Annotated in this window: 22 protein-coding genes and 1 tRNA gene; 6 read left to right on the top strand and 17 right to left on the bottom strand. The window is 57.5% G+C overall.

Annotation, left to right across the window (positions count from 1 at the left end; translation table 11 throughout):
• On the top strand, positions 1 to 953 hold a 953-nt coding region (gene tnpC, locus F8N44_RS05095), incomplete at its 5' end, for an IS66 family transposase (protein ID WP_150649214.1).
• Positions 954 to 1,331: 378 nt separating this feature from the next.
• Here the strand turns inward: tnpC and upx are convergent.
• The 4 genes from upx to F8N44_RS05115 form a co-directional block, all read right to left on the bottom strand.
• Positions 1,332 to 5,147 (bottom strand): anti-phage protein Upx, encoded by a 3,816-nt coding sequence (gene upx, locus F8N44_RS05100; RefSeq protein WP_150649589.1) that lies wholly within the window; start codon positions 5,145 to 5,147, stop codon positions 1,332 to 1,334.
• Positions 5,148 to 5,456: 309 nt separating this feature from the next.
• Positions 5,457 to 6,116: an inovirus Gp2 family protein gene (locus F8N44_RS05105; protein ID WP_150649590.1), complete on the bottom strand. Its 660-nt coding sequence runs from the start codon at positions 6,114 to 6,116 to the stop codon at positions 5,457 to 5,459.
• A gap of 621 nt (positions 6,117 to 6,737) precedes the next feature.
• Complete coding sequence (locus F8N44_RS05110; protein WP_150649591.1) at positions 6,738 to 6,926, bottom strand: helix-turn-helix transcriptional regulator; 189 nt, start codon at positions 6,924 to 6,926, stop codon at positions 6,738 to 6,740.
• Between the two features lie 53 nt (positions 6,927 to 6,979).
• Entirely contained in the window at positions 6,980 to 8,377 is a 1,398-nt protein-coding gene (locus F8N44_RS05115) for a hypothetical protein (protein ID WP_150649592.1), read from the bottom strand.
• 160 nt (positions 8,378 to 8,537) lie between these two features.
• Between F8N44_RS05115 and F8N44_RS05120 the strand changes: the two genes are divergently transcribed.
• A complete protein-coding gene (locus F8N44_RS05120) occupies positions 8,538 to 9,209 on the top strand; it encodes a hypothetical protein (RefSeq protein WP_150649593.1) in 672 nt (223 codons plus the stop codon).
• 306 nt (positions 9,210 to 9,515) lie between these two features.
• Here F8N44_RS05120 and F8N44_RS05125 read toward each other — a convergent pair.
• Positions 9,516 to 9,605: transfer RNA gene (locus tag F8N44_RS05125), tRNA-Ser, on the bottom strand.
• 295 nt (positions 9,606 to 9,900) lie between these two features.
• Between F8N44_RS05125 and F8N44_RS05130 the strand changes: the two genes are divergently transcribed.
• The 3 genes from F8N44_RS05130 (at position 9,901) to F8N44_RS05140 (ending at position 12,635) form a co-directional block, all read left to right on the top strand.
• Positions 9,901 to 10,590, top strand: a complete 690-nt coding sequence (locus tag F8N44_RS05130; protein ID WP_016985527.1) for a crotonase/enoyl-CoA hydratase family protein — start codon at positions 9,901 to 9,903, stop codon at positions 10,588 to 10,590.
• A gap of 216 nt (positions 10,591 to 10,806) precedes the next feature.
• The gene (locus F8N44_RS05135) at positions 10,807 to 11,529 is read left to right on the top strand and encodes a 1-acylglycerol-3-phosphate O-acyltransferase (RefSeq protein ID WP_150649594.1); all 723 of its coding nucleotides are present in this window, start codon (positions 10,807 to 10,809) and stop codon (positions 11,527 to 11,529) included.
• Positions 11,530 to 11,663: 134 nt separating this feature from the next.
• On the top strand, positions 11,664 to 12,635 hold the full coding sequence (locus F8N44_RS05140) for a magnesium and cobalt transport protein CorA (RefSeq protein WP_038366894.1): 972 nt from the start codon (positions 11,664 to 11,666) through the stop codon (positions 12,633 to 12,635).
• A 108-nt stretch (positions 12,636 to 12,743) separates the two neighbouring features.
• Here the strand turns inward: F8N44_RS05140 and F8N44_RS05145 are convergent, their stop codons facing one another.
• The 3 genes from F8N44_RS05145 to F8N44_RS05155 form a co-directional block, all read right to left on the bottom strand.
• A complete protein-coding gene (locus F8N44_RS05145; protein WP_150649595.1) occupies positions 12,744 to 13,466 on the bottom strand; it encodes an amidotransferase in 723 nt (240 codons plus the stop codon).
• A 92-nt stretch (positions 13,467 to 13,558) separates the two neighbouring features.
• Positions 13,559 to 15,703: a 3-hydroxyacyl-CoA dehydrogenase NAD-binding domain-containing protein gene (locus F8N44_RS05150; RefSeq protein ID WP_150649596.1), complete on the bottom strand. Its 2,145-nt coding sequence runs from the start codon at positions 15,701 to 15,703 to the stop codon at positions 13,559 to 13,561.
• 24 nt (positions 15,704 to 15,727) lie between these two features.
• Complete coding sequence (locus F8N44_RS05155) at positions 15,728 to 16,933, bottom strand: acetyl-CoA C-acetyltransferase (RefSeq protein WP_150649597.1); 1,206 nt, start codon at positions 16,931 to 16,933, stop codon at positions 15,728 to 15,730.
• 585 nt (positions 16,934 to 17,518) lie between these two features.
• Between F8N44_RS05155 and F8N44_RS05160 the strand changes: the two genes are divergently transcribed.
• Complete coding sequence (locus F8N44_RS05160; protein WP_150649598.1) at positions 17,519 to 18,340, top strand: c-type cytochrome; 822 nt, start codon at positions 17,519 to 17,521, stop codon at positions 18,338 to 18,340.
• A gap of 113 nt (positions 18,341 to 18,453) precedes the next feature.
• Here the strand turns inward: F8N44_RS05160 and F8N44_RS05165 are convergent, their stop codons facing one another.
• The 9 genes from F8N44_RS05165 to F8N44_RS05210 form a co-directional block, all read right to left on the bottom strand.
• On the bottom strand, positions 18,454 to 19,257 hold the full coding sequence (locus F8N44_RS05165) for a transglutaminase family protein (protein ID WP_150649599.1): 804 nt from the start codon (positions 19,255 to 19,257) through the stop codon (positions 18,454 to 18,456).
• Positions 19,254 to 20,204 (bottom strand): alpha-E domain-containing protein, encoded by a 951-nt coding sequence (locus F8N44_RS05170; RefSeq protein WP_007914063.1) that lies wholly within the window; start codon positions 20,202 to 20,204, stop codon positions 19,254 to 19,256. Before F8N44_RS05170 ends, F8N44_RS05165 begins: the two co-directional genes overlap by 4 nt.
• A gap of 12 nt (positions 20,205 to 20,216) precedes the next feature.
• Complete coding sequence (locus tag F8N44_RS05175; protein ID WP_007914061.1) at positions 20,217 to 21,626, bottom strand: circularly permuted type 2 ATP-grasp protein; 1,410 nt, start codon at positions 21,624 to 21,626, stop codon at positions 20,217 to 20,219.
• 487 nt (positions 21,627 to 22,113) lie between these two features.
• Positions 22,114 to 22,461 (bottom strand): ribonuclease E inhibitor RraB, encoded by a 348-nt coding sequence (locus F8N44_RS05180; protein WP_007914059.1) that lies wholly within the window; start codon positions 22,459 to 22,461, stop codon positions 22,114 to 22,116.
• Between the two features lie 209 nt (positions 22,462 to 22,670).
• The gene (locus tag F8N44_RS05185; protein WP_116032855.1) at positions 22,671 to 22,904 is read right to left on the bottom strand and encodes a hypothetical protein; all 234 of its coding nucleotides are present in this window, start codon (positions 22,902 to 22,904) and stop codon (positions 22,671 to 22,673) included.
• A 236-nt stretch (positions 22,905 to 23,140) separates the two neighbouring features.
• Positions 23,141 to 24,016, bottom strand: a complete 876-nt coding sequence (speE, locus tag F8N44_RS05190) for a polyamine aminopropyltransferase (protein WP_016982904.1) — start codon at positions 24,014 to 24,016, stop codon at positions 23,141 to 23,143.
• A 230-nt stretch (positions 24,017 to 24,246) separates the two neighbouring features.
• The gene (locus F8N44_RS05200) at positions 24,247 to 24,438 is read right to left on the bottom strand and encodes a PLDc N-terminal domain-containing protein (RefSeq protein ID WP_007914053.1); all 192 of its coding nucleotides are present in this window, start codon (positions 24,436 to 24,438) and stop codon (positions 24,247 to 24,249) included.
• 71 nt (positions 24,439 to 24,509) lie between these two features.
• Positions 24,510 to 25,040, bottom strand: a complete 531-nt coding sequence (locus tag F8N44_RS05205) for a hypothetical protein (RefSeq protein WP_141129878.1) — start codon at positions 25,038 to 25,040, stop codon at positions 24,510 to 24,512.
• 86 nt (positions 25,041 to 25,126) lie between these two features.
• Complete coding sequence (locus tag F8N44_RS05210) at positions 25,127 to 25,645, bottom strand: ankyrin repeat domain-containing protein (RefSeq protein WP_150649600.1); 519 nt, start codon at positions 25,643 to 25,645, stop codon at positions 25,127 to 25,129.
• Positions 25,646 to 25,664: the final 19 nt, after the last annotated feature.

Raw genomic sequence — 25,664 nt, forward strand, 5'->3', positions numbered from 1 at the left:
TTCACCGTTTCGAAAAGGTGCTGGGCCGTCATGGCATCGATATCCCGCGCCAGACCCTGGCCCGCTGGGTCATCCAGTGCGGTGAGCACTTTCAGCCGCTGCTCAATTTGATGCGCGATAGCCTGTTGGCCAGCCGCATCATCCACTGCGATGAAACGCGCGTGCAGGTGCTCAAAGAGCCGGATCGGGAGCCAAGCAGCCAGTCCTGGATGTGGGTGCAAACCGGTGGCCCGCCTGACAGGCCAGTGATCCTTTTTGACTATTCCACCAGCCGGGCGCAGGAGGTGCCGACGCGCCTGCTCGATGGCTATCGCGGCTACGTGATGACTGACGATTATGCCGGTTACAACGCGCTGGGCGCACAGGCCGGAGTTGAGCGTTTGGGCTGCTGGGCGCATGCTCGGCGCAAGTTTGTCGAAGCGCAAAAAGTGCAACCCAAGGGCAAGACGGGACGTGCGGATATCGCGCTGAACCTGATCAACAAGCTTTACGGCATCGAGCGCGACCTCAAGGATAACGTCGATGAAGATCGCAAGACCGGTCGCCATGAACGCAGCCTGCCGGTGCTGGCTCAGCTAAAAAGCTGGATGGAAAAGACGCGGCCGCAGGTCACGGCTCAGAATGCCTTGGGTAAAGCCGTCGGTTACCTGGCGAGCAACTGGAACAAACTTGAGCGGTATGTCGAGCAAGGCTACTTGCCGATCGACAACAATGCCGCCGAACGTGCGATCCGGCCCTTCGTCATCGGTAGAAAGAATTGGTTGTTCAGCGACACGCCCAAAGGCGCGACGGCCAGCGCTCAGCTTTACAGCCTGGTCGAGACGGCCAAAGCCAATGACCAAGAACCCTATGCGTGGCTGCGCCACGCACTGGAGCGTTTGCCACTGGCGTCCTCGGTTGAGGATTACGAAGCCCTGTTGCCGTGGAACTGCTCGCCGGTATCACCTGGCTGAGCGCTCACCCCATCCTGAAATCGGTGGGGTTTATGGAGCGCTTACGATCAAACAACTGATCGCTTCGGCTAGGGGGCATCCCGACGTAAAATGAATGTCTCTTTATGACCGTTTTCCGCCCATAGTGAGAGGCAGCAAGCGACCCATAATGGGCACTCCAAAACGGCGATATGTCAGCAGCCTTAGTTTCAAGTGGGTGCACTTTTATTGGGAAGATCTGCGATCCAAAGCTCTCAGGACGCCATGCTATTTCCTGCTAGAGGCGTGAGGACGATGTAGCTGCCTGAAAACGGCATGGTTTAGAGTTTCACGCGTCCGTCGTTCGCTACAAGATCCCTAAGCTGTCAATTCACGCAGCAACAATCCCGTTTCCCTCGATCAGTATTTGAGAAGGTCGTTTGGTCGCCCGACATGTGTACCTTGCAGTGCAGCGATCTGAGACTGCGCATAAGCGACAGGGGACGCTCCACTGAAAACAAGCCAGGACACGAGCTTGGGATCTTTGACTGACGTGAATCGTGCAAGGTCAGCAAGGTTCTCCCTCGCGAGTGCTACACGCTTCAGATGCCTTTTGAGCTTATCTGGCTTGCCCTTTATGTCTTCACCCTGATACTCGGAGAGCTGGGAAGCGACTTCTGAGTAGTTTCGAGCGAGTGAAAGGTCCTTGCATTCGACTATGAGCACTTGGTTGCGGTCCGGACGCCAAGCTAACAGATCAATATCGCCTGGGTTTGATGGGAGATTTCTCCTCAGTATCTCAGGGAAGCTGATGCCGCGCCGAACAGTCCATCCTGCGTCTAGCAGTTCTTTTTCCAAGTTTTTTTCGAAAGTGTGTCCCTCCCGAGCTTCCCCCAGCCATTCATCTCTCATCCCCTCCGTCCGGAAGAACTCCCGTTTGAGCCGCCCTGTATGCGCCCCGTTGAAGAGGTAATGCAGAGAGTTGCCCAGTTGTCCCGGTGATACGATCACCAGCGGGTCTTGGCTGTCCTCCATCTGTAACAAAGGCCGGGCTACTACTGACAGGCGTCGACCAAAGCGCCAAGGGTAGATATCAGAGAGGTCAAACTCGTCGGTCACCTCGTCCCACTTTGGGCGAGCTCTCAGGACGAATTGGTCAAGAAAAGCGGACGTGACGTTATCGTCGAGCCCCGCGGACTTACCGACACTCTCCAGCTGGCTCCGCTCCACCGTGAAAATTGCCGTCTGTTTCGACATGCCAATTGACTCGAGTGCATGGACGAAACGGAGGCCTTCTTCGAGCGTAAAACCCATCTCCGCCTTCCAGAGCGCCAGAAAGGTCTCGGTGTCATCATCGACTGTGGCAGGAGCACAATATGCTTCCTCATCAGTCACTTCTTCGAAGTCATCCGCTTTTGCGTAATGCTGCTCGAATCTTGCAGCATGAGCTTCGAACCGCTCGTTAGTCGCCTTAGACAGCAAAGGCTCAAGCACCATTTCTCCAAGCTCGTCGCGGAAGAGAAGGTCACCTAAGGGAGATATTTGGACCTCGGCCGGCAGCGCACCAAAGCGTACAGCGTCCGACATGCCGCCGATGCGAAAGAGTAATGCTGCTTGTGCAAGGAGGCGACCAAGCGCCATGTCGGAGGGCTCAGTCCCGCCCTTAGTGGGGCACGCGCAAAGGGCCAGTTCGATTACTAACCTAGAGGTCAGTGCTGCACCGGCAAAACGTCCCAACTGCTTGGCGATCGTATCCTCGACCCCGACTTCACCAGCATGCAGTCCGAGGACGGCAGCGGCCGTCCGATGCCAATCGTTTTCCTCGCTTCGTGCCCGTTCGCAGTTCTCAAGCAGGCGGTTGAGAGTTTTCAGACGATCAAAGCGAGAAAGCTCGCCCTGCATGTCACGAAGGAGCACATCTACTACGTCGTTGAGAAGCTTGCCGACCGCCTTCTTACCCTGGTATTGGGCTGGCGCATCGGCAGCAACCGAACGCCAGCCGAGCCCAACTCTGGCCGCACCTGACTCGGTGTTCTCGACAGTCAAAAGGTCTCGGCTCATGGAGCCACGTACATGGTCACTGAAGTCGAACGTTTTCATAATATGGAAGCTACGTGCAGCGTTATTTGGAACCGCTATTCGCTCGATTGCGAGTCCCTGGTCGATCGGTGCATCGATACGCAGAAGAGTGGCAAACGCAGTGCCAAGGGCGCGCACTAAAGCGCGTTCCGCACGGTTGTCCGGTGCCTGGAAGCCAGCGAGATACCCGTCTTTCAGCAAAACCCGTATAGCCCCTTGTTCACGGACACGCTCGAGTCTCCAGAAGGTATTTAGGTCAGATGGAATCTGCTCATCGTGGAACCGGCTAATGTCACCGTCACCTTCAAAGTTCAGGTAGACCTTCACGGACTTCCTTGCTCTCTGCTCGCCAATGGCTTCAACAGCCTCGCCAATTCGCCCAGCCCACGTGCGTACCATCTTCGCTAATTCAGAAAGGAGCATCTGATCTTGAACATTAGGTGCTTCTATCGTCACCCAGAGGTTGCACTGCCCTTCATACACACAACTTAGTCGATGTGCTTCAAGCTCATCGATGGATGCATAGCACCTGCTTTCGCGTTCGGTTGGGAAGAAGTCACCCGCTGACGGCCGCATAACACGGTGCCACCTGCCGCTGTTGTCACAAATGCGGTGCCAGTCATACCCCATGTCTGCTGCCAACCGCACTTCACGAAGCAGATCTGTCGGGATTGTTAGCATTAGAGGGCGCTCTGGGGTGATACGCCCTTCCGGCAGTTGATTGTGCGGAACCATATGGCCGTCATTGGCGCGTGCCCAGCCAAGAAGGTTGAGAATGCCGTTGACATTGATTATTCGCACACCGGCTCGCGCTATTATTTCTTCGGCATCCTGAACACGCCAGAAGGCGAGTGCGGACATATCGGGTAGCGAACCTAAGCGAAAAAAGTCTGCGCTAGACATCCACTCGAACTGCCATGCCGCAGGCAGCTCGGGAACCGAGCCGAAAAAGCCCGCCCCCCAGCCACAACCTACACGCACGACTATGCCACGCTGAAAGTCGGGATGGCCGGCAAGTTCAGCAGCGGTTTTTGCAGCGCGGGCGTCGAGGAGATTCGCGGTTTCCTTATCGAGCCGGAGCATGCTGCTGAAACCTTCGGCCGAGTGCTGCTGCATAGAGGGCAAGACGAACTGGAGCACCATGAAGTGGCCCACATCGACTGAGGAGTAGACGATCGCCGATCGAGTTGTCCTATCCTTATCCCAGAAGAACCGAATCCGCGTGCCGTTACCAAACGCCGGCATTTGGGACAAAGTACGCGCATGGGCGTTGGCTAATGCCCTGTCGAGGTTGATCAATTCTCCCTTCTGCACAGCGAACGCTATCACCGCGTGACGAAGCGCGATGGATAGAGCAGTGGGCAGCACGACGACAAGGCCATCACGTATGCGGAGCAGCGGGCGCTGCTCCAGCATTCCCGCGCTGGGCACCTGGCTACTGAGGGTAGTGATCTGTGTGTGGTCGAGAATGAAGAGGGAAAGATCTGCAATTGCTACACCAGCCGCCTGTAGCATGCGCTTCGTCAAGGTGACACGTGAACGGAGCGCGCTCGCTTCAAGGCCTCCCGTCTCAAGCGAGCCGGTGTTGGCTTCACCACCCGGCTCGAAACGTCGTAGATCAGAGTTGGCGCAGATGACGTCCGAAAGCCGTAGAAGCGCCTGCGTGGCCCGTTTAAGCGGTATGAAGTAGCTCTCTTCGGGCATAGCGAAGACAACGTCGACCATCAGCTGTGTATAAAAGCCTGCGGCCTCCCATACGCCTTCCAGAATGCGGTAATCGCCCTTCACGTTACCAACAATGGAGACGAACACATCCTCTGCCGGATCTTCCCCAATGACACTGTTCGACGTGCCAATGGTCGTATACCAGCGGCGCGCATCGTCGACAGTGGCAACCTGCGGGCCCTGGCAGTGAACGAGGGCAAGGGCAACCAGCAACTCTAATCGCAAGCATTCGGACTGATGCGCAGGAAGGGTTAGCAGGCTGGCTAGCAACGCCACTGTGCCGTCCCGTTCAAAGTTAGCGAGCTCGGCGACAAGTCCAACGTTATCCTTCGCGACATCACCCAACGAGTGACTGGAATTTGCCCAAGCAGCCTTATCGGCCATCGCCTCAAGCAGGGATTGCAAATCTGGTTGAGAGAGGGAGTCGTTCACCTGAGGTTCCATTCGAAGTGATTGATCTGGCTGATTCTACGTGAAGGGGGAATAAGGGCCTATGGTAATTTGAAGTGGGATAAGTAGCAGATCTTGGTCGAACGCGGTCGTCTGCAAGCGGGAGGCCACTTTTGGCCCCGATAGCTGCCTACTGTGAGTGGCTAATACTGGCTTAAGATGGCCGGTTGAGGAATCTAGGAAATCAGGGCGTGTCAGTAGGCACGCCCCTGACCTCATCGACGGCTGGTATCAACGGGGCAGAGCACTCCCCCTCCCCCCGCTCGATCATGGAGCCCTATACAGGGCTCATTACCCCCTACTGCAACCAAACGCACGGCATCGCTTACCGTAATCCTTGGTCTCAGCCTTGCCGAGGTAACTCACGCGATGGAAGTAGCGATCCATCTCCCCCGAATCATCCTGAGAGAGGTGGAATGTAGCGTTTGCAGGAATATGCACTAAGCCATCAGCCTCCTCGAACGAAATCTTCAACGCGCTCGCCCAGGCAGCCTGAATACGGCTGTAGAGATTCTCCCTCTCTGATTGAAAGCGTCCCACGGTGTGGTACGCATCCCGATTAAGTAGCAGCACGAAGTGGTAGTGAGGCCGACCCTGCCGCCCCATCTCCCTGACCCAGCACCAGCGGACACTGGTTCGATGTGCAGAGCCGTTCAGGCGCTCTGAGCGCTTTCGAGCTGACTGGATCCTGAAGGTCAAAGAATCGACAAACCTGGAGATGACGGTGCTGCCTGAATCGGGCAATGAGTCATCAGGAAACCGTAGATCGAAACGGACAGCGAATACCTGGCGATGATCGCTCAATGCGAGCTGAGTCGTTTCGTACAGTCGTTCAAGGTATTCAGAAATGAAGGGGCTGTAGGACACCATGACGGGCAGCCCACGAAAGCTGTCCTCGTGATGCAGGTGAAGATTGCTGTTGCCGATGTGACGCTTGGATGGGTTAGCCATGAGAGTGATCCGCTGAGTGAATACATAACCTCAGTGGGATGAGTATTTATTTACTTCTATCTGTCTGTAGGGGTAGATCTCGGATAAGCGCCTGATACTGCCCCGGTGACTGACTGAGCTACAGCAGAGAGCCTGATCTGGTACCTACCCAATTGAGGGCTACCCGATTGGCCTTTGAATGAACCTGGATTTCTATATTGATGATAGGTAGATGCAAGGATCTATTAGTCTTGTTGATGGCTTGCAAGATAATGATTAGAGAATGTATTAATAATACTAATACAGAGATTCACACCTACGCTCCAGCCAGGCAGAGGAGTAGCGAATTACCGGATAGCGCGGGAAGAACATAGCCTTTTCGATGACTTCGATACTCTGGAACTAAACCACAGGCTTGTAGCGAAAAGGTCCGCAGTAATTCCAACCGAATGACTCGACTGAAGCTCATCCCATCGACCGTTCGCCACCCTGGCTACTGAGCGCTTGCCAACAGCTCTTGTCGAGCGCGAGCACAGCGACCGCACTCTGCCAGGGGTCATACGGCATACAGGCATCACGACGGGAGTTACCCCGTCGTGATGCCTACCACTTACTCATCGCACTCTAAACCCAGGCTGTTGTTTAGTCAGCCAGGTCGCGCGCCTCGATTCTGGCCAAGATCCAATCGTGGACTTCTCCCTCCACCCAGCCTACGCAACGCTCTCCCAATGAGACCGGCTTCGGGAACGTACTGTCAGCGATGTACTTGTAGATGGTCGACCGGGCCAGACCGGTCGAAGCGATGACTTCTATTAAGCGGATGATCCTCATGAACGGGGCTCCTCTGTTCGTTCAGAGGATGGGCAGGGTCGGTAAAAAATGACCTAGGGCTTCCCAGCTTTGCGCTTGGGTGGCGTGAGCAACCCGAAGTCATAGCGGTTGAGCAGATTAACTTCAGATTCCACCATCTCTGGCCTAAGCCTGACTGCACCGGGTCGTTCCTCCTCCAGCCAGACAAACGCCTTGGCACCTTCTGCGGGCAATCCAGCCACCAGGGTGATGACCTTGTAGCCCAGATCGTCGGCCACGGGGAGCACGCTCATCTGCCTCCCATCCAGCGACAGAAAGGTGGCCTGACCGAAGCGACTGCGAAACTCATGGGCGATTTCATGGGTCAGCCTGTAGAAGTGCTCGATGATCTCCACCCATTCGGACTCATGCCTACTTGGCTCGGCTGTCGCGTGCTCACCAGCCCCCTTCAATACAGGCTGGCGAAAGTCACGCCTGATCATGGCGTAGAGCTTGTCGTCCCACAGGTAGGCCCCCGGCAAAAGAGCCGACCAGCGCTGGGACAGCAAAAAGGAGGCATAGCGATACAGCCTGACCTGGAGTACGGGGTAAACGCGTGATCGCTGCCCCGCCAGAAAGCGAAGGACGCTCAGCGGCGTCACCAGGGCTGACCCCCTATCCCCGCGCTCATACGCGGCGACATCGAAGCTGAGAATATCGGCATGGGTAAAGCGCTTAGCCTCCCGATCCCACGCCAGATGCACCATCACCGCGCAGTGACTTTTGAGCCCAAAACCAGGGTTCAAATTCAAAAAATAGGTGCTGCTGACTCTAGGACTGGCAAATATCGAGCTGGAGACCCCAGGCACATAACGACGGATCAACCCCAGGTCCATCAGGCGTCGCAGGCGGTGCTTTAAGCTGGCGGCGTCGAAGCCGGTCAACTGCCGCAACTCCGGACCGCCGAGCCCACTGACCACACCACAGTGGTCCGCACGTGCCAGCAAGGTGGCGAACAACAACCGATTACCCGCACTCAGTCGCTTGCTCGCACCCGGTGGTGCCGGCCGCCCCGCCCTGGTCACGGCTAGCCGTTGTTTTGCTGGGCGCAGGGGAAGGCCGGGCACTTGCGTCTCAATGGGGGCGCCAGACAATAGACAGCCGAGCAATTCAGCGTGAATCCCGTACACCGGCCCGCTGACCGTCAACGTCTGCACCACCTGAGGAGAGAGGGTGTAGGTGATCGAGGGCCGTCCTTTACCCTCCGACCGAGAGCGCTCTGGCACCACCAGACCTAACCGTACCAACTCGCCCAAGGCGTCACTGACCAGTGTTCGGGACAGTTGAAAGCGTACCGCCAGCACCTCAACTCGGTAGCCCCGCGCATCGCCCGGTGCGCGCACCGCGCCAGCCGCAAGCAGCTCAAACACCAACCGGGTTTCTGGATCAGCCCCTTGCAGTGACGCTATAAACAGCTGATAGAAAAGCTTCATAGGCTGAAGTGACGTCATTAATTAACAGTTTTTATACCCTATAAGAAATATTGTATTTGTACAATAACGTTACCCATAACGTGACAGTATCATTACTATAACTACTGAAAAATAAACCTTACCTATGCAGACACCCCTGCCAGGCTGACGGACAGAAACCATGATCGAAGAGAAGCGCGAACCGAGATGGTTACGCAGAAGTAGCGATGAGTGGCAGTGGGCGCAGGAGTACATCAGCAAGCATGCTGACATCGCCATGCGCAGCGACATTGAGCGCTTTGCTCGCCGCATGGTGGAGGGATACGACCAGGTCGTAGCGGACATCGCCTACCTGGAGCAGAGCGCGGAGGGATTGAAGTTTGTAATTCGGCTGAAGAATGCGTTGAGGCAACACCGCTATCGCGCGCCCAGTCATGGCAGAAAGCCGTGTACCTTCGCATTGCCCAGCGCGACGCGAGCGAACCTTTCTCGCCTGTCCAAGGCCAACAGGGTCACAGAGACAGCCGTCATCACCACACTCATTGACGACGCCGAATGGGCCGCCAGAAAACACAGCGAGCGCGAGAAGAACCTCAAGACCAGCCTGACACTGGAACGCAAGCGCGCAGAACTCGCCGTGGAAGCAGCCAACGCTCAGCTTGAGCAGACGATCAAGCAGCTGGAGCGCACCACTGAGCGCCTGGTCATGTGGGAGCTGGCCATGGAGAGCGAACCACCCCCTTTTAATGGCGACCTAGAACAGGTCAAGCAAGAGGTGGAAAAACGCCTGAAGAAGGTGAAGAGGATGAACGCCATCATTGCCCTGAGCCACAACCTGCCCAATGAAGGCTGAGCAGCCATCACGAGCACTGGTGTCGGTGAACGTACACACTAGACCTTGCGACCTGTATTGGAGACGCTGCATGTCGATACCCCTGACATTCGACTTACGGAAGTCGACAGCCAATACGGATACGCTGGGTACTAGCGTTCGGAATGGAAAGACGAGATAACTGCTTCACAAACGTCGGCGAATGGGCGAATCATGCCCCCACCTTCGACGAGACAACTTGTCAAAAAGCATGCGGGGGGACAAATGGGGGAACAAAACAGCCAAGCACAAAAAAGCCCCGTAAAAACGGGGCCTTTTAGTAGAATTTGGCGGTGAAGGAGAGATTCGAACTCTCGATACAGTTTCCTGTATACACACTTTCCAGGCGTGCTCCTTAAGCCACTCGGACACTTCACCGTATCTCTTCAAACATGTTCTGTCTGTCGAGGCGCGCTAATGTAGTCGAAAGCTTTTGCGATGGCAAACTTTTTTTCAGAATTTTCATGCGGTTAAGAGAAGAAGTGGTTTCGTCGACCGTCAGGCCATGGCAAACCGGCCAATCTTCGGTGGAGGTGACCCTTCTATATAGAAGCAGAATGCCTCGCCACGCTGGCTACGCCGGGAAACGGTGACTGGCGGGTCAGTCACGGCGCTTTACCTGACCTGCGGCGGTGGGTAACGTCTGCCCATCTTTCTTACAAGGAATAGCGTCATGAGTGAGTTGATTTCCTACCACCTCGAAGACGGTATCGCGACACTGACCTTGAGCAATGGCAAGGTCAATGCCATTTCTCCGGACGTGATCGCGGCATTCAACGCGGCGCTGGATCAAGCAGTGACTGATCGTGCCATCGTGATCATTACCGGCCAGCCAGGGATTCTGTCCGGCGGCTACGATCTGAAAGTGATGACCGCCGGCCCTAAAGAAGCCGTGGCGCTGGTCACTGCCGGTTCGACGTTGGCGCGTCGCCTGCTCTCTCACCCGTTCCCTGTCATCGTTGCTTGCCCGGGTCATGCTGTGGCAAAAGGCGCTTTCATTCTGTTATCTGCCGACTACCGTATCGGCGTCGACGGTCCGTTCAGCATCGGCCTAAACGAAGTGCAGATCGGCATGACCATGCACCACGCAGGTATCGAACTGGCTCGTGATCGTCTGCGTCGTTCGGCGTTCCACCGCTCGGTGATCAACGGCGAGATGTTTGATCCGCAAAGTGCGGTGGATGCCGGTTTCCTCGACAAGGTGGTTTCCGCCGAGGAGTTGCAAGGTGCCGCCCTCGCCGCTGCGCGTCAGTTGAAGAAGATCAACATGCTCGCGCACAAAAACACCAAGTTGAAAGTGCGCAAGGCGCTGCTGGAAACCCTGGATAACGCGATCATCCAGGATCAGGAACATCTCGGTTAACCACAGACACATGCGATAAAGAAAAGCCCGACCATCGTGTCGGGCTTTTTCTTGCTCGCTCGGTTGAAGACGCCGTGGCTGCTCTAGGACGGGTCTGACAAGCAAGTCTGAAACATGCGCTTAAACATCGGCTATCTCCGCACTCTATAGCGGCAATTGCCGAAAACAGTGCACATCCGTACACTGCGCCACCTTTTGTCCCGGTGGGGCCTGAAAATGCTGTTCGTGTTTCGTATGTTATTGATGGGCCTGCACTTTATTCTGGCGGGCGTGCTCGGGGTGATCCTCGGGATCTGCCGTCCGTTCAATCCGGACAACAGCCGTCTGTGCGCCCGCCTCTACGCATTGCCAGCCATGTGCATTTTGCGCCTGCGGGTGAAAACGGACGTCAGTGGTTTGATGAACAAGCCTGACAGCTGCGTGATCATCGCCAACCATCAGTCCAACTACGATCTGTTTGTGTTCGGCAACGTCGTGCCCCGCCGTACCGTGTGCATCGGCAAAAAGAGCCTGAAATGGGTACCGCTGTTCGGGCAATTGTTCTGGCTGGCCGGCAATGTGTTGATCGACCGTGGCAATGCGCACAAGGCGCGCCAGTCGATGTTGACCACCACCAACACCCTGCAGAACCAAGACACTTCGATCTGGGTATTTCCGGAAGGTACGCGCAACCTCGGTGAAGATTTGCTGCCCTTCAAGAAAGGCGCGTTCCAAATGGCGATTGCCGCCGGTGTGCCGATCGTTCCGGTTTGCGTCAGCAGCTACATCAAGCACATGCGCCTGAATCGCTGGCACAGTGGAAAAATCCTCATACGCTCGTTGCCGGCGATTCCTACAGCCGGACTGACCATGGATGACATGCCCATGCTCATCAATCAATGCCGCGAGCAGATGCGCGAGTGCATCGATTCGATGGATCGACAGCTACAAGCCGCGTGAAAAGCAAACCTGCCCTGTGCGGGTTTTCTTTTGCCCTGTGAACTGTGCAGATTTCACTGACTCTCAAGCAGCGACACGGCTAAGCTGAAGCCTTGCATTCCCTGCCACCTGCCAAGAAGAAGTGAATCACCACCATGGGTCGAGTTGTTGCTGCTGCGGTGTACAGCGCAGGCAAGAAAGTCACCAATATTAGCCTCGACGAAGGCGCCGCCTGGGCCGCGAAAACCGGACATTTTGTCTGGATCGGTCTGGAAGAGCCGGACGCTCAAGAACTGTCCAATCTGCAACGTCAGTTCAACCTGCACGAACTGGCCATCGAAGATGCTCTGGAAAAACACAGTCGACCGAAGCTGGAAACCTTTGGCGACGCATTGTTTATCGTCACCTACTCGCCTATACGCGAAAACGGCGTTCTGCAATTTATCGAGACGCACATCTTTGCCGGTAAGGGCTACATCATCACCGCGCGTAACGGCCACTCCGCGTCCTACGCCCATGTCCGCCAACGCTGTGAGGCGCGTCCACTGTTGCTGGAGCATGGGGAAGATTTCGTACTTTATGCGTTGCTCGATTTCGTCATCGAGAACTACCAACCCGTGGGCGAAGCGATCCACGCCGAAATTGATGAGCTGGAGCGCAACGTGTTGTGTAGCGCGTTGAATGAGCGTGACATTCAGAAGCTGCATGGCTTGCGCCGTGACGTTGTACGCCTGCGCCGGTACGCGGCGCCGATGGTGGAAATTGGCGAGGAACTGCAGAAGCTGAGCTTCCCGTTTATCGACAAGAACATGCGCCCGTACTTCCGTGATGTGCAGATCCACGTCACGCGGCAGATGGAAGACCTGAGCACGCTGGCCGACATTGCCAGCCAGACCATTGAGATTGGGGTATTGCTCGAGGCCTCACGGCAAAGCGTGGTGCAGCGCAAGTTCGCTGCCTGGGCGGCAATTCTGGCGTTTCCGACGGCGGTGGCGGGAATTTACGGGATGAACTTCCAGAACATGCCGGAGCTGAGTTGGCATTACGGCTATTTCGGTGTGCTGGGGTTTATTACGGTGGGGTGTGTGAGTTTGTGGGCGAGTTTCAAGAAGTCCGGATGGTTGTAACGAAGACCGAGTTGTCTGGAACATTCGCGAGCAGGCTCGCTCCCACATTGATCGGTGGCGCACCGAAAATTTAATGTGGGAGCGAGCCTGCTCGCGAAGCTTTTGGCTTTAGACAGTTTCTGGCTTGTGCGCGACAAAGCGCATCATCCACTCTGCAACCGTGGCGCCGTGATGTTCCTGCTCGAGGCTGGCCACACCCTTGGTGTAAATCTGCGAACCCAACGCTTCCTGACGCAAATCAAGCAGCGCACGCGAATAATCGTGGATGAACTCCGGGTGCCCCTGGAAGCAGAGTACCTGGTCATTGATGTGATACGCCGCGAACGGGCAGAAATCGCTGGAAGCTATGACCGTAGCGTTTTCCGGCAACGCAGTGACCTGATCCTGGTGACTGATCAGCAGTGTTAGCTCCTCGCGTACCGGACTCATCCACGGAGCCTTGGCCGCGAGTTTGTAGTTGTGAGTGCCAACACCCCAACCCTGCGTCGCACGCTCGCTCTTGCCACCGAGCAACAGCGCCAGCAGTTGATGGCCGAAGCACACGCCGAGCAGTTTGTCGCCACGCTCGTAACGCGTCAGCAGGTATTCCTTGAGGGTCTGAATCCACGGATCAGTACCGAACGAGTCAGCCTTGCTGCCGGTGACCAGGTACGCGTCGAAGGTTTGATCGTCGCTCGGGTATTCGCCCTGCATCACGTTGTAGACGCTGAACTCGGCGGCAATCGGTTGCTGCGAGAACAGGCGCTGGAACATCTGCCCGTAACCCTGATATTGATCGACCAGTTCCGGACGCAGGATGTCGGTTTCCAGAATGCAGATGCGTAGCGACATAAAAAATACCTGACACGTGATGGGAATAATGAACACCCCAGAGCCTGCCTTGAAACACCCTGGCAAGGCAAGCCCCGGAATGCTCGTTGCCCTTAGAACATTTCACCTTTCGCGGCTTTATCCAGCAGCAACTCAGGCGGCGCGAAACGCTCGCCATACTGCTCGGCCAGATACTGCGCGCGAGCGACGAAATCCTTCACCCCGTATTGGTTGATGAACTGCAACGCACCGCCCGTCCACGCGGCAAAACCGATACCAAAGATCGAACCGACATTGGCGTCCGCCGTCGAAGTCAGCACACCTTCCTCAACACAGCGCACGGTTTCGATGGCTTGTACAAATAGCAGCCGATCACGCACATCCTTGGGCGAAATCTGCCCGTCGACCTTCTCGAAACGCTCCTTCAGTTCTGGCCACAAATGTTTCTGTGCACCCGCCGGGTAATCGTAAAAACCGCCACCCGCCGCTTTGCCCGGGCGCTTGTATTCATTGAGCAGCAAGTCAATCACGGCGAAGGCCGGGTGCTCAATCAGCGATTTCCCTTCTGCTTGTAGGTCCTTGGCAGTTTGCTGACGGATATGGCTCATCAGGCTGAGGGAGACTTCGTCGGAGATCGCCAGAGGTCCGACCGGCATCCCGGCCTTGCGCGCTTCGGTCTCGATCATTGGCGCGCTCACGCCTTCGCCGAGCATGGCAATGCCTTCATTGGTGAACGTGCCGAATACCCGCGAGGTAAAGAAGCCGCGGCTGTCGTTGACCACAATCGGGGTCTTCTTGATTTGCAGAACGAAATCGAAACCTCGAGCCAGGGTTTCATCGCTGGTCTGCGCACCTTTGATGATTTCCACCAATGGCATTTTCTCTACCGGACTGAAGAAATGCAGACCGATGAATTTTCCAGGATCAGGCACAGCCTTTGCCAGCCCGGTAATAGGCAGCGTCGATGTATTCGAGGCGATAACAGCTTCGGCGCCGACAATTTGCTGGGCGGCAGAGGAAACCCTGGCCTTGAGATCGCGATCTTCAAACACCGCTTCGATGATCAGATCGCAACCCGCGAGGTCCGCATCACTTTCGGATGGGGTAATGCGCGCCAGCACCTCATCACGCTTCGAAGCCTCCATCTGTCCGCGAGCGACTTTCTTGTCCAGTAACGCTGCAGAATGAGCTCTGCCTTTTTCGGCGGCAGCCAGATTGACATCCTTGAGCACCACTTCAATACCCGCCGAAGCACTGACAAAGGCAATCCCCGCGCCCATCATCCCTGCGCCAAGCACGCCGACCTTACGCGTGACATACGGCGCAACGCCCTGCGGCCGCGAACCTCCGGCGTTGATCTCGTTGAGCTGAAACCAGAACGTGCCGATCAGGTTTTTCGAGATCTGCCCGGTGGTCAGTTCGGTGAAGTAACGGGTTTCGATCAGATGTGCAGTGTCGAAATCGACCTGAGCGCCCTCGACTGCCGCGCAGAGGATTTTCTCCGGCGCTGGCATTGTGCCTTGGGTCTTGCTGCGCAGAATCGATGGCGCAATCGCCAGCATCTGCGCGACTTTCGGGTTCGATGGCGTGCCGCCCGGAATCTGATAACCCTTCACATCCCAGCGCTGCACTGCCGTCGGATTGGCAACGATCCAGGCGCGCGCCTTGGCCAGCAATTCATCGCGGTTCGCCGCCAGTTCATCATTCAAACCCGCCTGCAACGCCTGTTGCGGACGCACTTTCTTGCCTTCGAGCAAATACGGCAGCGCCTTCTCGATGCCCAGCATGCGCACCATGCGCACCACCCCGCCGCCGCCCGGCAACAGGCCAAGGGTCACTTCCGGCAGACCGAGTTGCACCGATGCATCGTCCAGCGCCACGCGATGATGACAGGCGAGGCAGATTTCCCAACCGCCGCCCAACGCCGCGCCGTTGATCGCCGCGACTACCGGTTTGCCGAGGGTCTCCAGGGTGCGCAATTGTGCTTTGAGGGTCAGCACCATGTCGTAGAAGGCTTTGGCTTCAGGCTTGCCGACCTTGATCAGCTCATTGAGGTCGCCGCCGGCAAAGAAGGTTTTCTTTGCCGACGTAATGATCACCCCGGCAATGTTGTCTTTTTCCGCCACCAGCCGGGCGACGCATGCGGCCATGGCCTCGCGGTACACGGCGTTCATGGTGTTGGCGCTCTGGCCCGGCATGTCCATGGTCAGCACGACGATAGCGTCCTGGCCTTTTTCGTAACGAATGGCTTCGCTCATAACAAGGTTCCTTGTATTCGGGGCTCAGAGGCGTTCGATGATGGTGGCAATGCCCATACCGCCGCCGACGCACAGCGTCGCCAGGCCATAGCGCAGACGCCGGGCTTGCAGCTCATCGAGCAAAGTGCCGAGGATCGCGCAACCGGTGGCGCCCAGCGGGTGGCCCATGGCAATCGAGCCGCCGTTGACATTGACCTTATCGGGATCGACAGCCATGTCTTTGATGAACTTCAGCACCACCGAAGCGAACGCTTCGTTGACCTCGAACAGATCGATATCCTCTACGCGCAATCCAGCCTTGGCCAACGCCTTGCGGGTGGCCGGCGCAGGACCGGTGAGCATGATGGTCGGGTCGGTGCTGGTGACCGCTGTGGCGACAATGCGCGCCCGAGGTTGCAGGCCCAGCGCCCGCCCTTTGGCTTCAGAGCCAATCAACATCAGCGCCGCGCCATCGACGATCCCGGAACTATTGCCCGGCGTGTGTACGTGATTGATCCGCTCGACATGGCTGTAGACCCGCAGCGCCGTCGCGTCAAAACCCATTTGGCCGATCATTTCAAAACTCGGTTTGAGCTTGCCCAAGCCTTCAAGGGTCGACTCGGCACGAATGAATTCATCGTGATCGAGCAGGATGATGCCGTTCTGGTCCTGCACCGGCACCAACGACTTGTTGAACGAGCCATCAGCCCGTGCCCGTGCGGCTTTCTGTTGCGAGTGCAGTGCGTAGGCATCGACGTCCTGACGACTGAAGCCTTCCAGCGTGGCGATCAGGTCCGCGCCAACACCTTGCGGGGTGAAATGACTGTGCAGATTGGTCTGCGGATCCAGCGCCCAGGCGCCGCCATCGCTACCCATCGGTACCCGCGACATCGACTCGACACCGCCGACCACCACCAGATCTTCGAAACCTGAGCGCACTTTCATCGCGCCGAGGTTGACCGCTTCCAGTCCCGAGGCGCAGAAACGGTTGATCTGCACACCGGCAACGCTGACATCCCAATCGGCCACTTGCACCGCGGTCTTGGCGATGTCCGAGCCTTGATCGCCAATGGGCGTGACGCAGCCGAGTACCACGTCATCGACCTGGCTGGTGTCCAGCGCAGTCCGCGCTTGCAGCGCGGTCAGCAGGCCGGCGACCAGATTCACCGGTTTGACGCTGTGCAGAGCGCCATCGGCCTTGCCTCTGCCACGGGGCGTGCGTAGCGCATCGAATATCAAAGCTTGGGTCATGTCGTCCTCGAACCTGTGCGGTGAGTGATTTCTTGTACCTTCACTCTTGGCCCAAGCCGTCGTGGATTCAATGACCACAGCGCTCAATACGCTTGACGCACACGCTCAGACGGACGGTCGTCGGCGGCTGGGTGAACCGGTTCAGGTCAGCGAGTTGTCTAGCCAGCGGGCGGCAAAGAAGCTGGCAATAAGCCTCATGCCTTTTTTATCGCAATTAACCACAGCTCCATATGAAATGGATCTAAGCCAAGCGTGACGCGGGCCCTAAGGTAGTACATGTACGTCAGGGTCGTCGGGTTTTGCCGAGGCCGACGTTCTTCAACAGGAAGTGCAGCGCTTGCCGTCATGGATATGCAGGCAAGCATCAGGAAATAACAATAAAGGCGGTCAAGCCATGTTCAAACAACCGAAAGTTCGTCAAGCAGGGCTCATTCTTTTCGCCACGACGCTGTTGTTGATTTTGCCGAATCTGACCAAGGTCATCGGCTGAATCGAGCGGCAGGTGCTGTTTATCGCCACTGAAAATGTGACTGGCCCGCTACCCGGGCCAGCGCGGCTGTGCCAATCTTTGCGCACTCCCACGACATGGACGGCGATCATTTGAAAGCGCTCATTGTGTTCGGGGCCATGCTGCTGAGCATGCCCTTGTCTGCCGCACAGCTGGATCTGCAGCTGGGCGCAAACAGCCGCACCTGGCAGACCGAGGAATTACTCAAGCATCCTCAGGTACAAACCCTCACTATCAAAAACGATGTGTCCTACAAGAAGGACATGACCTATCGCGCCGTGCCCGTGGCCGCGCTGCTGACCGGGATCAAACCGCAGGATCACCTGCAAGCGGTGGCGCTGGACGGATTCGCAGCCGAGCTGGCCGCAGCGCCGCTGCTCAACGCAAAAGGCGCACGGGCGTGGCTGGCCATTGAGGATCCGACTCAGCCGTGGCCAGCGCTGTCGGAAGGCAAGCACAGCGCCGGGCCGTTCTATCTGGTCTGGACCGATCCGCAGGCCGGCAATATCAGCCCGGAGCAATGGCCGTTCGAAGTCGCGAGCATCAAGCGTATGGCGCCGGTGGCCGAGCGTTTCCCTGCCCTGCTGCCGGATCCTGCGCTGAAGGCGGATGACCCGGTAAACCAAGGGTTCGCGCTGTTTCAGAAAAACTGTCTGGCGTGTCACCGATTGAACGGTGCGGGGGATGCGCAATTCGGGCCGGACTTGAACATTCCGTATAACCCGACCGAGTATTTCAGCGCGGATTTCTTGAAGCGCTACATTCGCGATCCGCAGAGTTTGCGTCAGTGGCCGCAGGCGAAGATGCCAGGGTTTTCGGAGGCGGTGTTGCCGGAGGGGGATTTGCAGATGTTGGTGGGATATTTGAAACACATGGCCGGGCGCAAGGTTAAGCCGTAACGCCATTTCCCCTGTGGGAGCGAGCCTGCTCGCGAAAGCGGCGTGTCAGACACTGCATCAGTGACTGATAAACCGCCTTCGCGAGCAGGCTCGCTCCCACAGGAGTACGGCGTTTACTGTTGTTGTACGGAGATAACGGGGGTCGGCGAGACAAATACCTTCGCATGCATCTGCTCACACCCACCGCCCCGGCGCATGCCGCGCACCGGGCAGGCATCCAGATAATCCAGACCCACCGCCAGTTTCAGGTGCCGCTCCGGCCGCGCCAGTTCATTGGTCACGTCAAAGCTGTACCAGGCGTCATCCAGCCAGGCTTCCGCCCAGGCATGGCTGGCCAGATGCTCGCAATCTTCGCTGTACAAATAGCCCGACACATAACGCGACGGCACGCCCAGACTGCGCGCACAGGCGAGAAACGCATGGGTGTGATCCTGACAAACCCCGGCGCGCCCGGCGAAAGCGTCCGCCGCGCTGGTGTCGACTTCGGTGGAACCCGGCGTGTAGGTCATGTGCTGATTCAAACCGTGCATCAGATCGATCAGCGCGGTGCGATCGCGCCGCTGCTTGCAGGATCTCTCGGCGAACGCGCGCAATGCCTCGTCGGCCTCGGTCAATCGGGTAAAGCGCAGGAACGGCAGCGCCGACTGGCTCTCATGCTCGGCTTCGCGCAGCTCGTCGATATCAACCTGCCCGCGCGCGCCGATGATGATCGCCTCGTGCGGCTCGTCCATGGTCAGTACATGCAGGATATTGCCGAACGGATCGAGTTGCGCACGCACCGGACGCGGCAGGTCGAGTTGCCAGCTCAACACGTGTTGACGTTCGCTGTCGTGGGGGGTCAGTCGCAGGTACTGGATGCTCGCCCGCACCTGATCTTCGTAGTGATAGGTGGTCTCGTGGCTTATGGAAAGTCTCATGCAGCCTCCAGGTAGGAACTGTGAATGGCGTTGCCCAACTGGCGCACCAGCGGGATGAATTCGGTCAGCCACGCGTGCAGGCCTTCCTCGAGAATTTCGTTGATGCCGGTGTAGCGCAGACGCGCATCCATTTCCGCTGCCAAGCGTTGCGCGGGTCGACCGTTAGCGCCGGGCAGTTGCGCAAGAATCTGGTCGATTTCTTCGGTACAGGCCCTTAGCGAGCGCGGTACATCGGCACGCAACAGCAGTAACTCGGCAACATGCCGGGCGCCCGGCGCATCGCGGTAGATTTCGGTGTAGGCCTCGAATGACGATAAGGCACGCAGCAAGGCACTCCACTGGTAATACGCGTGGGCCGTGCCATCGCTGACCGCTTCGGCCTGATCGCCGGCCATTTCATAACGTGCATCGAGCAGTCGCAGGGTGTTGTCGGCGCGCTCGATAAAGGTGCCGAGACGAATAAAGCGAAACGCATCGTTACGCATGATCGTGCCGTACGACGCACCACGGAACAGGTGCGAACGCTCCTTGATCCATTCGCAAAAGCGGCTCATGCCGTAGCGGCTCAGGCCCTGTTCGGCGATCCCGCGAATCTCCAGCCACGTCGCGTTGATGTTTTCCCACATGTCTGCGGTGATGCGTCCGCGTACCGCGTGAGCACTGGCCCGCGCCGCGCCGAGGCAGCTGTAGATGCTCGCCGGGTTGGCCGCATCGAGGGCAAAAAAGTGCAACAGACGTTCGGCATGCAACGCCCCGTGACGCTCCAGATAATCATCAAGGGTGCCGGTGATCAGCAGCGGCATGGCCAGTTCGTGCAGTCCATCGCCGCGACCGTCCTGCGGCATCAGCGACAGCGAATAACTGATATCGAGCATCCGTGCGAGGTTTTCCGCCCGCTCCAGGTAACGCGACATCCAATACAGATCCGAGGCAGTTCTACTTAACATGGCAAGCTTCCTTCAATCCTCGACCACCCAGGTGTCCTTGGTTCCACCGCCCTGAGAGGAGTTCACCACCAGAGAGCCTTCGCGCAGCGCGACGCGGGTCAAACCGCCGGGCACCACGCGGGTTTCGCGCCCGGACAAGACAAACGGACGCAAGTCGATATGGCGCGGCGCGATGCCGTTTTCGACAAAGGTCGGACAAGTCGACAGCGACAGCGTTGGTTGCGCGATATAGGCGTGTGGCTTGGCTTTGATGCGCTCGCGGAACGCGTCGATTTCCGCCTTCGTCGACGCCGGCCCGACGAGCATGCCGTAACCACCGGAGCCTTGGGTTTCCTTGACCACCAGATCTGGAAGATTGGCCAGCACATGGGAAAGTTCAGACGGGTTGCGGCACTGCCAGGTCGGCACGTTCTTCAGGATCGGTTCTTCGTCCAGGTAAAAACGGATCATGTCAGTGACAAACGGATATACCGATTTGTCGTCCGCCACGCCGGTGCCGATGGCGTTGGCCAGTACTACGTTGCCCGAACGATAGGACGACAGCAGCCCCGGCACGCCAAGCATTGAGTCCGGGTTGAACGCCAGCGGGTCGAGGAATGCGTCATCGAGGCGGCGGTAAATCACGTCCACCGCTTTCGGGCCGTCGGTGGTGCGCATGAAGACCTTGTCATCACGCACGAACAGATCCGCACCCTCGACCAGTTCAACGCCCATTTCCCGCGCGAGAAACGCATGCTCGAAGAACGCGCTGTTGAAGCGCCCCGGCGTCAGCACCACCACACTTGGATCATCGATGGGACTTGAGCTTTTCAGGGTGTCGAGCAACAGGTTCGGGTAGTGATCGATCGGTGCGATACGTTGCGCGGCGAACAGCTCCGGGAACAGGCGCATCATCATCTTGCGGTCTTCGAGCATGTAGCTGACGCCGCTCGGTGTGCGCAGGTTGTCTTCAAGCACGTAATAGGTGCCGTCGCCATCGCGCACCAGATCGACGCCGGAGATGTGCGAATAGATATCGCGGTGCAGATCCAGACCTTGCATCGCCAACTGATATTGCTCGTTGGCCAGCACCTGTTCGGCGGGAATGATCCCGGCCTTGATGATGCGCTGCTCGTGATAGAGGTCGGCGAGGAACATGTTCAGCGCCTTGACCCGCTGAATGCAGCCGCGCTCAACGATCCGCCATTCGCTGGCGGGGATGCTGCGCGGAATGGTGTCGAAAGGAATCAGGCGCTCGGTGCCCTGCTCGTCGCCATAGAGCGTGAAGGTGATGCCGGCGCGATGGAACAGCAAGTCAGCCTCACGTCGCCGCTGGGCCAGCAGCTCGTCAGGCGTATCGGCCAGCCATCGGGCAAACTCCCGATAATGCGGGCGAACCTGGCCGCCGGCATCGTACATCTCATCAAAATAGGTGCGGATCATGCCGTACTCCTTGTCACCCGGACATACAGGCCTTCGCAAAGCCCGTGCCATCGGCATAAACGCTTTGATTTCAATCGGTTGGATATTCACGCCACAGGCGCCGCACCATTCCTGTGCGGCAAATGCCCCAACCGGATTGCCCCCGCTTCATTGCGACGCACTGCATCGCCTATCACCAGCATAGTCAGAGTTGATTTCACTGCCCGGCGCTGCCTGCGGATAATCCGCGCATTCGCTGCAAAACTTCCCCGCGCACCGCGCCGCGAAGTCGCCAGCTCAACTGAACTGGACTGCCCTCGCAGCCCGCCCCGCTGTAACCCTGACCGGTTTCCTCTCCTTATCGGTCTTCCCTTTTAGCCACCCTCTCCGGTGGCTTTTTTTTGCCTCGGTTTCTTGTTTCAGGGTTTTGCCACGGCGCTTTGCGCACGCTTGAAACGACAACGGCCAACCCGAAGGTCAGCCGTTGTTCAACAAATGAAACCCGAGATCAGTTCAAACGGTGACGATTGCGCACCTCCTGCTTCACGCCCCAGCCTTCGATAATGCCGCCCAGAGGTTCAACCACGGCAGAGAATCCCTGCTCGAAGTCACCGATATCGTCATAGGTCGCGTACATCACTTTGCTTAATTCCAGCGCCCACGCACCGTCATCACGCACGCTGACCTGGGCATTGATGGATTCACCGCGAAATTTGCCTGCCGCCCTGCGCGCCCGCTCCTCGTCCGGGAAAATCGCGTAGAACTCGATGGGATGGAATCGGGAAAAATCGAAACCGCCTTCTTTCATGCGGCGCAGAACATTGCTGCTGATGTCTTCTTGATAGGCTGTGCTCATGAATCGTCCCCCTCGCATAGATGGATAGACTTTCCGTATTCCCGCCCCGGGCCTCTGGCCAAAGTACGACGGCAACGTGGTTGCACGCGGGAACAAGCATGTAGCTGACAAGACCAGACCTTAGCGATCCGTTCGCTGATCTCGCTTGCAGAGTAGCCCCAAGATAGAGCTGCTGCCAAGGCCTGGTTGCTTCGGATGAAGGAAGATTTTCAGATTGGAGTGATGCTGCGGATCTTGATGCTATTTTGGGTTTCGAGGCTTTTGACGCCAGCATCGGGGGTTCGCCCTTCCAGATCGTTGAGATCCAGTTTGGCGGCGACGGGCAGGAGCCGTTCCTTGATCAATCGAGCGGCCTCATCGTCGGTGGGGCATTCCGCGCGCTCGAACACCTCATCGACAATTTCACCATGATCGTCCACGAAAGTGACTTTCCACTTTTGCATCGGTGCCTCCTCGATCAAACCCGCAAATGGGCTTACACCTAAATCGACTGGTGCGCCGAAAGTTGGTTCAAAAGGATTACAGCGCACGAACATGAATAAAACGACATCTACATTACGGGGAAGCAAATGTGGGAGCGAGCTTGCTCGCGAAAGCGGTTTTTCATTCAACAAATATGTTGGCTGACAGTCCGATTTCGCGAGCAAGCTCGCTCCCACAGGGGTTTTGCAGTGTTCTTTTAGTCGTTGCTTGGCTTGTTGATCGCCTGCAGCACGTATTGTGGCAAGGCGAACGCGCCGATGTGGATTTCCGGGTTGTAGTAGCGGGTGACGATGCCGCTGCCGATGAAGCGCTGCTGCAGGGTTTCACGGCTCAGCTTGCGGTAAGCCGGGTTGGTCGAGCCCCAGGCAAAGGTCATCGAGCCGCCGATGTAGGTCGGCACTGCGGCTTGATAGAAGTGCCAGTCCGGGAACAGGCTGTTCAGGCGACCGGCGGTGGTTTTCACTTCGTCGATCTGCATGAACGGCGTGCCGTTCTGAGTCACGAGGATGCCGCCCTCGTTCAGGCAGCGGTGGCACGCCTGGTAGAAGTTTTCCGAGAACAGCACTTCGCCCGGGCCGATCGGGTCGGTGGAGTCAGAGATGATCACGTCGAACTTTTCCGTGGTGGTGGCGACGAAACGCATGCCGTCGTCGATCACCAGATTCAGACGTGGATCGTCGTAGGCGCCGCTTGAGTGGTTCGGCAGGAACTCTTTGCACATGTCGACCACGGTGCCGTCGATCTCAACCATGGTGATGTGTTCAACGCCGGCGTGCTTGGTCACTTCGCGCAGCATGCCGCCGTCACCACCGCCGATGATCAGCACGCGCTTGGCGCTGCCGTGGGCGAGGATCGGCACGTGAGTGAGCATTTCGTGATAGATGAATTCGTCGGCTTCGGTAGTCTGGATCACGCCGTCCAGCGCCATGACGCGGCCCATGCGCGGGTTCTGGAAAATCACCAGGTGCTGGTGTTCGGTGCGCACTTCGTGCAGCAGTTTTTCCATGCGAAAACGCTGGCCGTAGCCTTCGTAGAGGGTTTCCAGGTACTCGCTGGTTTTGGTAACGGTCATGGTGAAGTGCTCCGATGAATGCGCGGGCGTCAATCGTGGGGACGATTGCCCGGGAAAGGCGCGCATTCTACGTTGCCGAAGATGACAGGTCGAACCTCACTTCATCGGCAAACCACAATCCCTGTAGGAGCTGCCGAAGGCTGCGATCTTTTGACGTTGATTTTTAAAAGCAAGATCAAAAGATCGCAGCCTTCGGCAGCGCCTACAGGGGTATTGCGGTGTTAGCTGATTCAGATCCGCACGTTGCCCCGTGGTCCGGCAATCGCCCAGATGATCAGGCCCAGCACTGGCAGGAGGATGATCAGCAGCACCCAGACGATTTTCATCCCGGTGGTCGCGCCGCTTTTCAACACGTTGATGATGGCCCAGATGTCGAGGGCAAGAATGATCAGGCCAATCAGACCGTTGAACGTGGAACCCATGGTGTCGCTCCAGAATAGTGGCATGCACTTTTAGGATAGACGGTCGCGCGCAGGGTTCCCTTTTATTGCGTTCAGACGTGAACGGCGATCTTCAAGGCTTCCAGCGAAGGAGCGGCGGCAATGCCGACTTCGGCGCACAACTCCAGCACGCGTGGCACGTCGTTGCCGTAGACCAAAACCATCTGCAGTTCGTCGTCGAGCAACTGGCTGAAGTTCATCAGCGTGTAGCCGCCGTTTTCCTTGTTCATGCTGCTCATCTGCACCTGGATGCGGTTGAGCGCGACCAGCGCTTCGGTCTTGGCCAGTTGCTTGGGCTTGAGGTTGAAATCCACACCCGGGCCGAACGAGGCGACGATCTGCGCGAACAGGTCAACGTAGGTGTCAGCCTGGAACAGCACGGTTTCCGGCAGGCTGCCGACCACGACCCACTCACCCAGCGGGATCGGGAAGGTGTCGTCGTAGTTGATGTCGGGGTTGGCTGCCAGAAAAGCATCGGCATCGGCGTAGGCCTGTGCCGCTTCGTCGGCGACTTTCAGGATCTCGTCCTCGCCCATGCAGCCGGAGCTGATTTTGCTGATGAGTTCGACGAGCGCGGCTTTCATGAGGGCGGATCCTGTGGCGAAGGTGAATTTCGAGGGCGCGAAGGATAACGCATTCTCCCTTTCGCCACAGTCCATCAGAATGGATTTCAGCCCGACAGTTTTTCCAGCTGCGCAGTGGTGTCGACTGCGCCCATGGTGCGGGCCGCGTCCAGCGCCGTGACGCCATTGGCATCCTTGGCTTGCGGATTGGCGCCTTTGCTGATCAGGTAATCAACGATTTCCACACGGTTAAACATCGCCGCCATCATCAGCGCCGTACGTCCATCGAACGACGAGCCTTCAATCTCGGCGCCCGCCTCGACCAACGCCTTGACCACCGCCAGATCGCCTTTGAACGCCGCACCGGCAATCGGGCTCTGGCCGTTGCCATTGCGCATTTCCGGGTCAGCCTTGTGTTTAAGCAGTACGTTCACCGCATCGACATGGCCGTAGTAACTGGCCAGCATCAGCAGCGTGTCACCCTTGCTGTTTTTCAGGTTGACCGGCAAACCGGCGGTGACCAGGCGATCGAGCATCTCGGCATCACCGTCGCGCGCCTTGTTGAAAACCTGCTCGGTGAATTCGGCAGCTTCTTCAGGGGTCATCTGGCGGCTTTGGTCGGACATGGGGCAACTCCACTTTCGG

This window comes from Pseudomonas fluorescens (assembly GCF_902497745.1).
Classification (GTDB): Bacteria; Pseudomonadota; Gammaproteobacteria; order Pseudomonadales; family Pseudomonadaceae; genus Aquipseudomonas; species Aquipseudomonas fluorescens_BM.

What these genes read in the sequence shown, in the direction of transcription:
- F8N44_RS05140 (WP_038366894.1), top strand. Translation starts at nt 11,664, where the DNA reads ATGGGTCGAGTTGTTGCTGCTGCGGTGTACAGCGCAGGCAAGAAAGTC.
- F8N44_RS05120 (WP_150649593.1), top strand. Translation starts at nt 8,538, where the DNA reads ATGATCGAAGAGAAGCGCGAACCGAGATGGTTACGCAGAAGTAGCGAT.
- F8N44_RS05205 (WP_141129878.1), bottom strand. Translation starts at nt 25,040, where the DNA reads ATGAAAGCCGCGCTCGTCGAACTCATCAGCAAAATCAGCTCCGGCTGC.
- F8N44_RS05180 (WP_007914059.1), bottom strand. Translation starts at nt 22,461, where the DNA reads ATGAGCACAGCCTATCAAGAAGACATCAGCAGCAATGTTCTGCGCCGC.
- F8N44_RS05145 (WP_150649595.1), bottom strand. Translation starts at nt 13,466, where the DNA reads ATGTCGCTACGCATCTGCATTCTGGAAACCGACATCCTGCGTCCGGAA.
- F8N44_RS05150 (WP_150649596.1), bottom strand. Translation starts at nt 15,703, where the DNA reads ATGAGCGAAGCCATTCGTTACGAAAAAGGCCAGGACGCTATCGTCGTG.
- F8N44_RS05110 (WP_150649591.1), bottom strand. Translation starts at nt 6,926, where the DNA reads ATGAGGATCATCCGCTTAATAGAAGTCATCGCTTCGACCGGTCTGGCC.
- F8N44_RS05135 (WP_150649594.1), top strand. Translation starts at nt 10,807, where the DNA reads ATGCTGTTCGTGTTTCGTATGTTATTGATGGGCCTGCACTTTATTCTG.
- F8N44_RS05185 (WP_116032855.1), bottom strand. Translation starts at nt 22,904, where the DNA reads ATGCAAAAGTGGAAAGTCACTTTCGTGGACGATCATGGTGAAATTGTC.
- F8N44_RS05155 (WP_150649597.1), bottom strand. Translation starts at nt 16,933, where the DNA reads ATGACCCAAGCTTTGATATTCGATGCGCTACGCACGCCCCGTGGCAGA.
- F8N44_RS05165 (WP_150649599.1), bottom strand. Translation starts at nt 19,257, where the DNA reads ATGAGACTTTCCATAAGCCACGAGACCACCTATCACTACGAAGATCAG.
- F8N44_RS05210 (WP_150649600.1), bottom strand. Translation starts at nt 25,645, where the DNA reads ATGTCCGACCAAAGCCGCCAGATGACCCCTGAAGAAGCTGCCGAATTC.
- F8N44_RS05130 (WP_016985527.1), top strand. Translation starts at nt 9,901, where the DNA reads ATGAGTGAGTTGATTTCCTACCACCTCGAAGACGGTATCGCGACACTG.
- F8N44_RS05200 (WP_007914053.1), bottom strand. Translation starts at nt 24,438, where the DNA reads ATGGGTTCCACGTTCAACGGTCTGATTGGCCTGATCATTCTTGCCCTC.
- F8N44_RS05175 (WP_007914061.1), bottom strand. Translation starts at nt 21,626, where the DNA reads ATGATCCGCACCTATTTTGATGAGATGTACGATGCCGGCGGCCAGGTT.
- F8N44_RS05115 (WP_150649592.1), bottom strand. Translation starts at nt 8,377, where the DNA reads ATGAAGCTTTTCTATCAGCTGTTTATAGCGTCACTGCAAGGGGCTGAT.
- speE (WP_016982904.1), bottom strand. Translation starts at nt 24,016, where the DNA reads ATGACCGTTACCAAAACCAGCGAGTACCTGGAAACCCTCTACGAAGGC.
- F8N44_RS05160 (WP_150649598.1), top strand. Translation starts at nt 17,519, where the DNA reads ATGGACGGCGATCATTTGAAAGCGCTCATTGTGTTCGGGGCCATGCTG.
- F8N44_RS05170 (WP_007914063.1), bottom strand. Translation starts at nt 20,204, where the DNA reads ATGTTAAGTAGAACTGCCTCGGATCTGTATTGGATGTCGCGTTACCTG.
- F8N44_RS05105 (WP_150649590.1), bottom strand. Translation starts at nt 6,116, where the DNA reads ATGGCTAACCCATCCAAGCGTCACATCGGCAACAGCAATCTTCACCTG.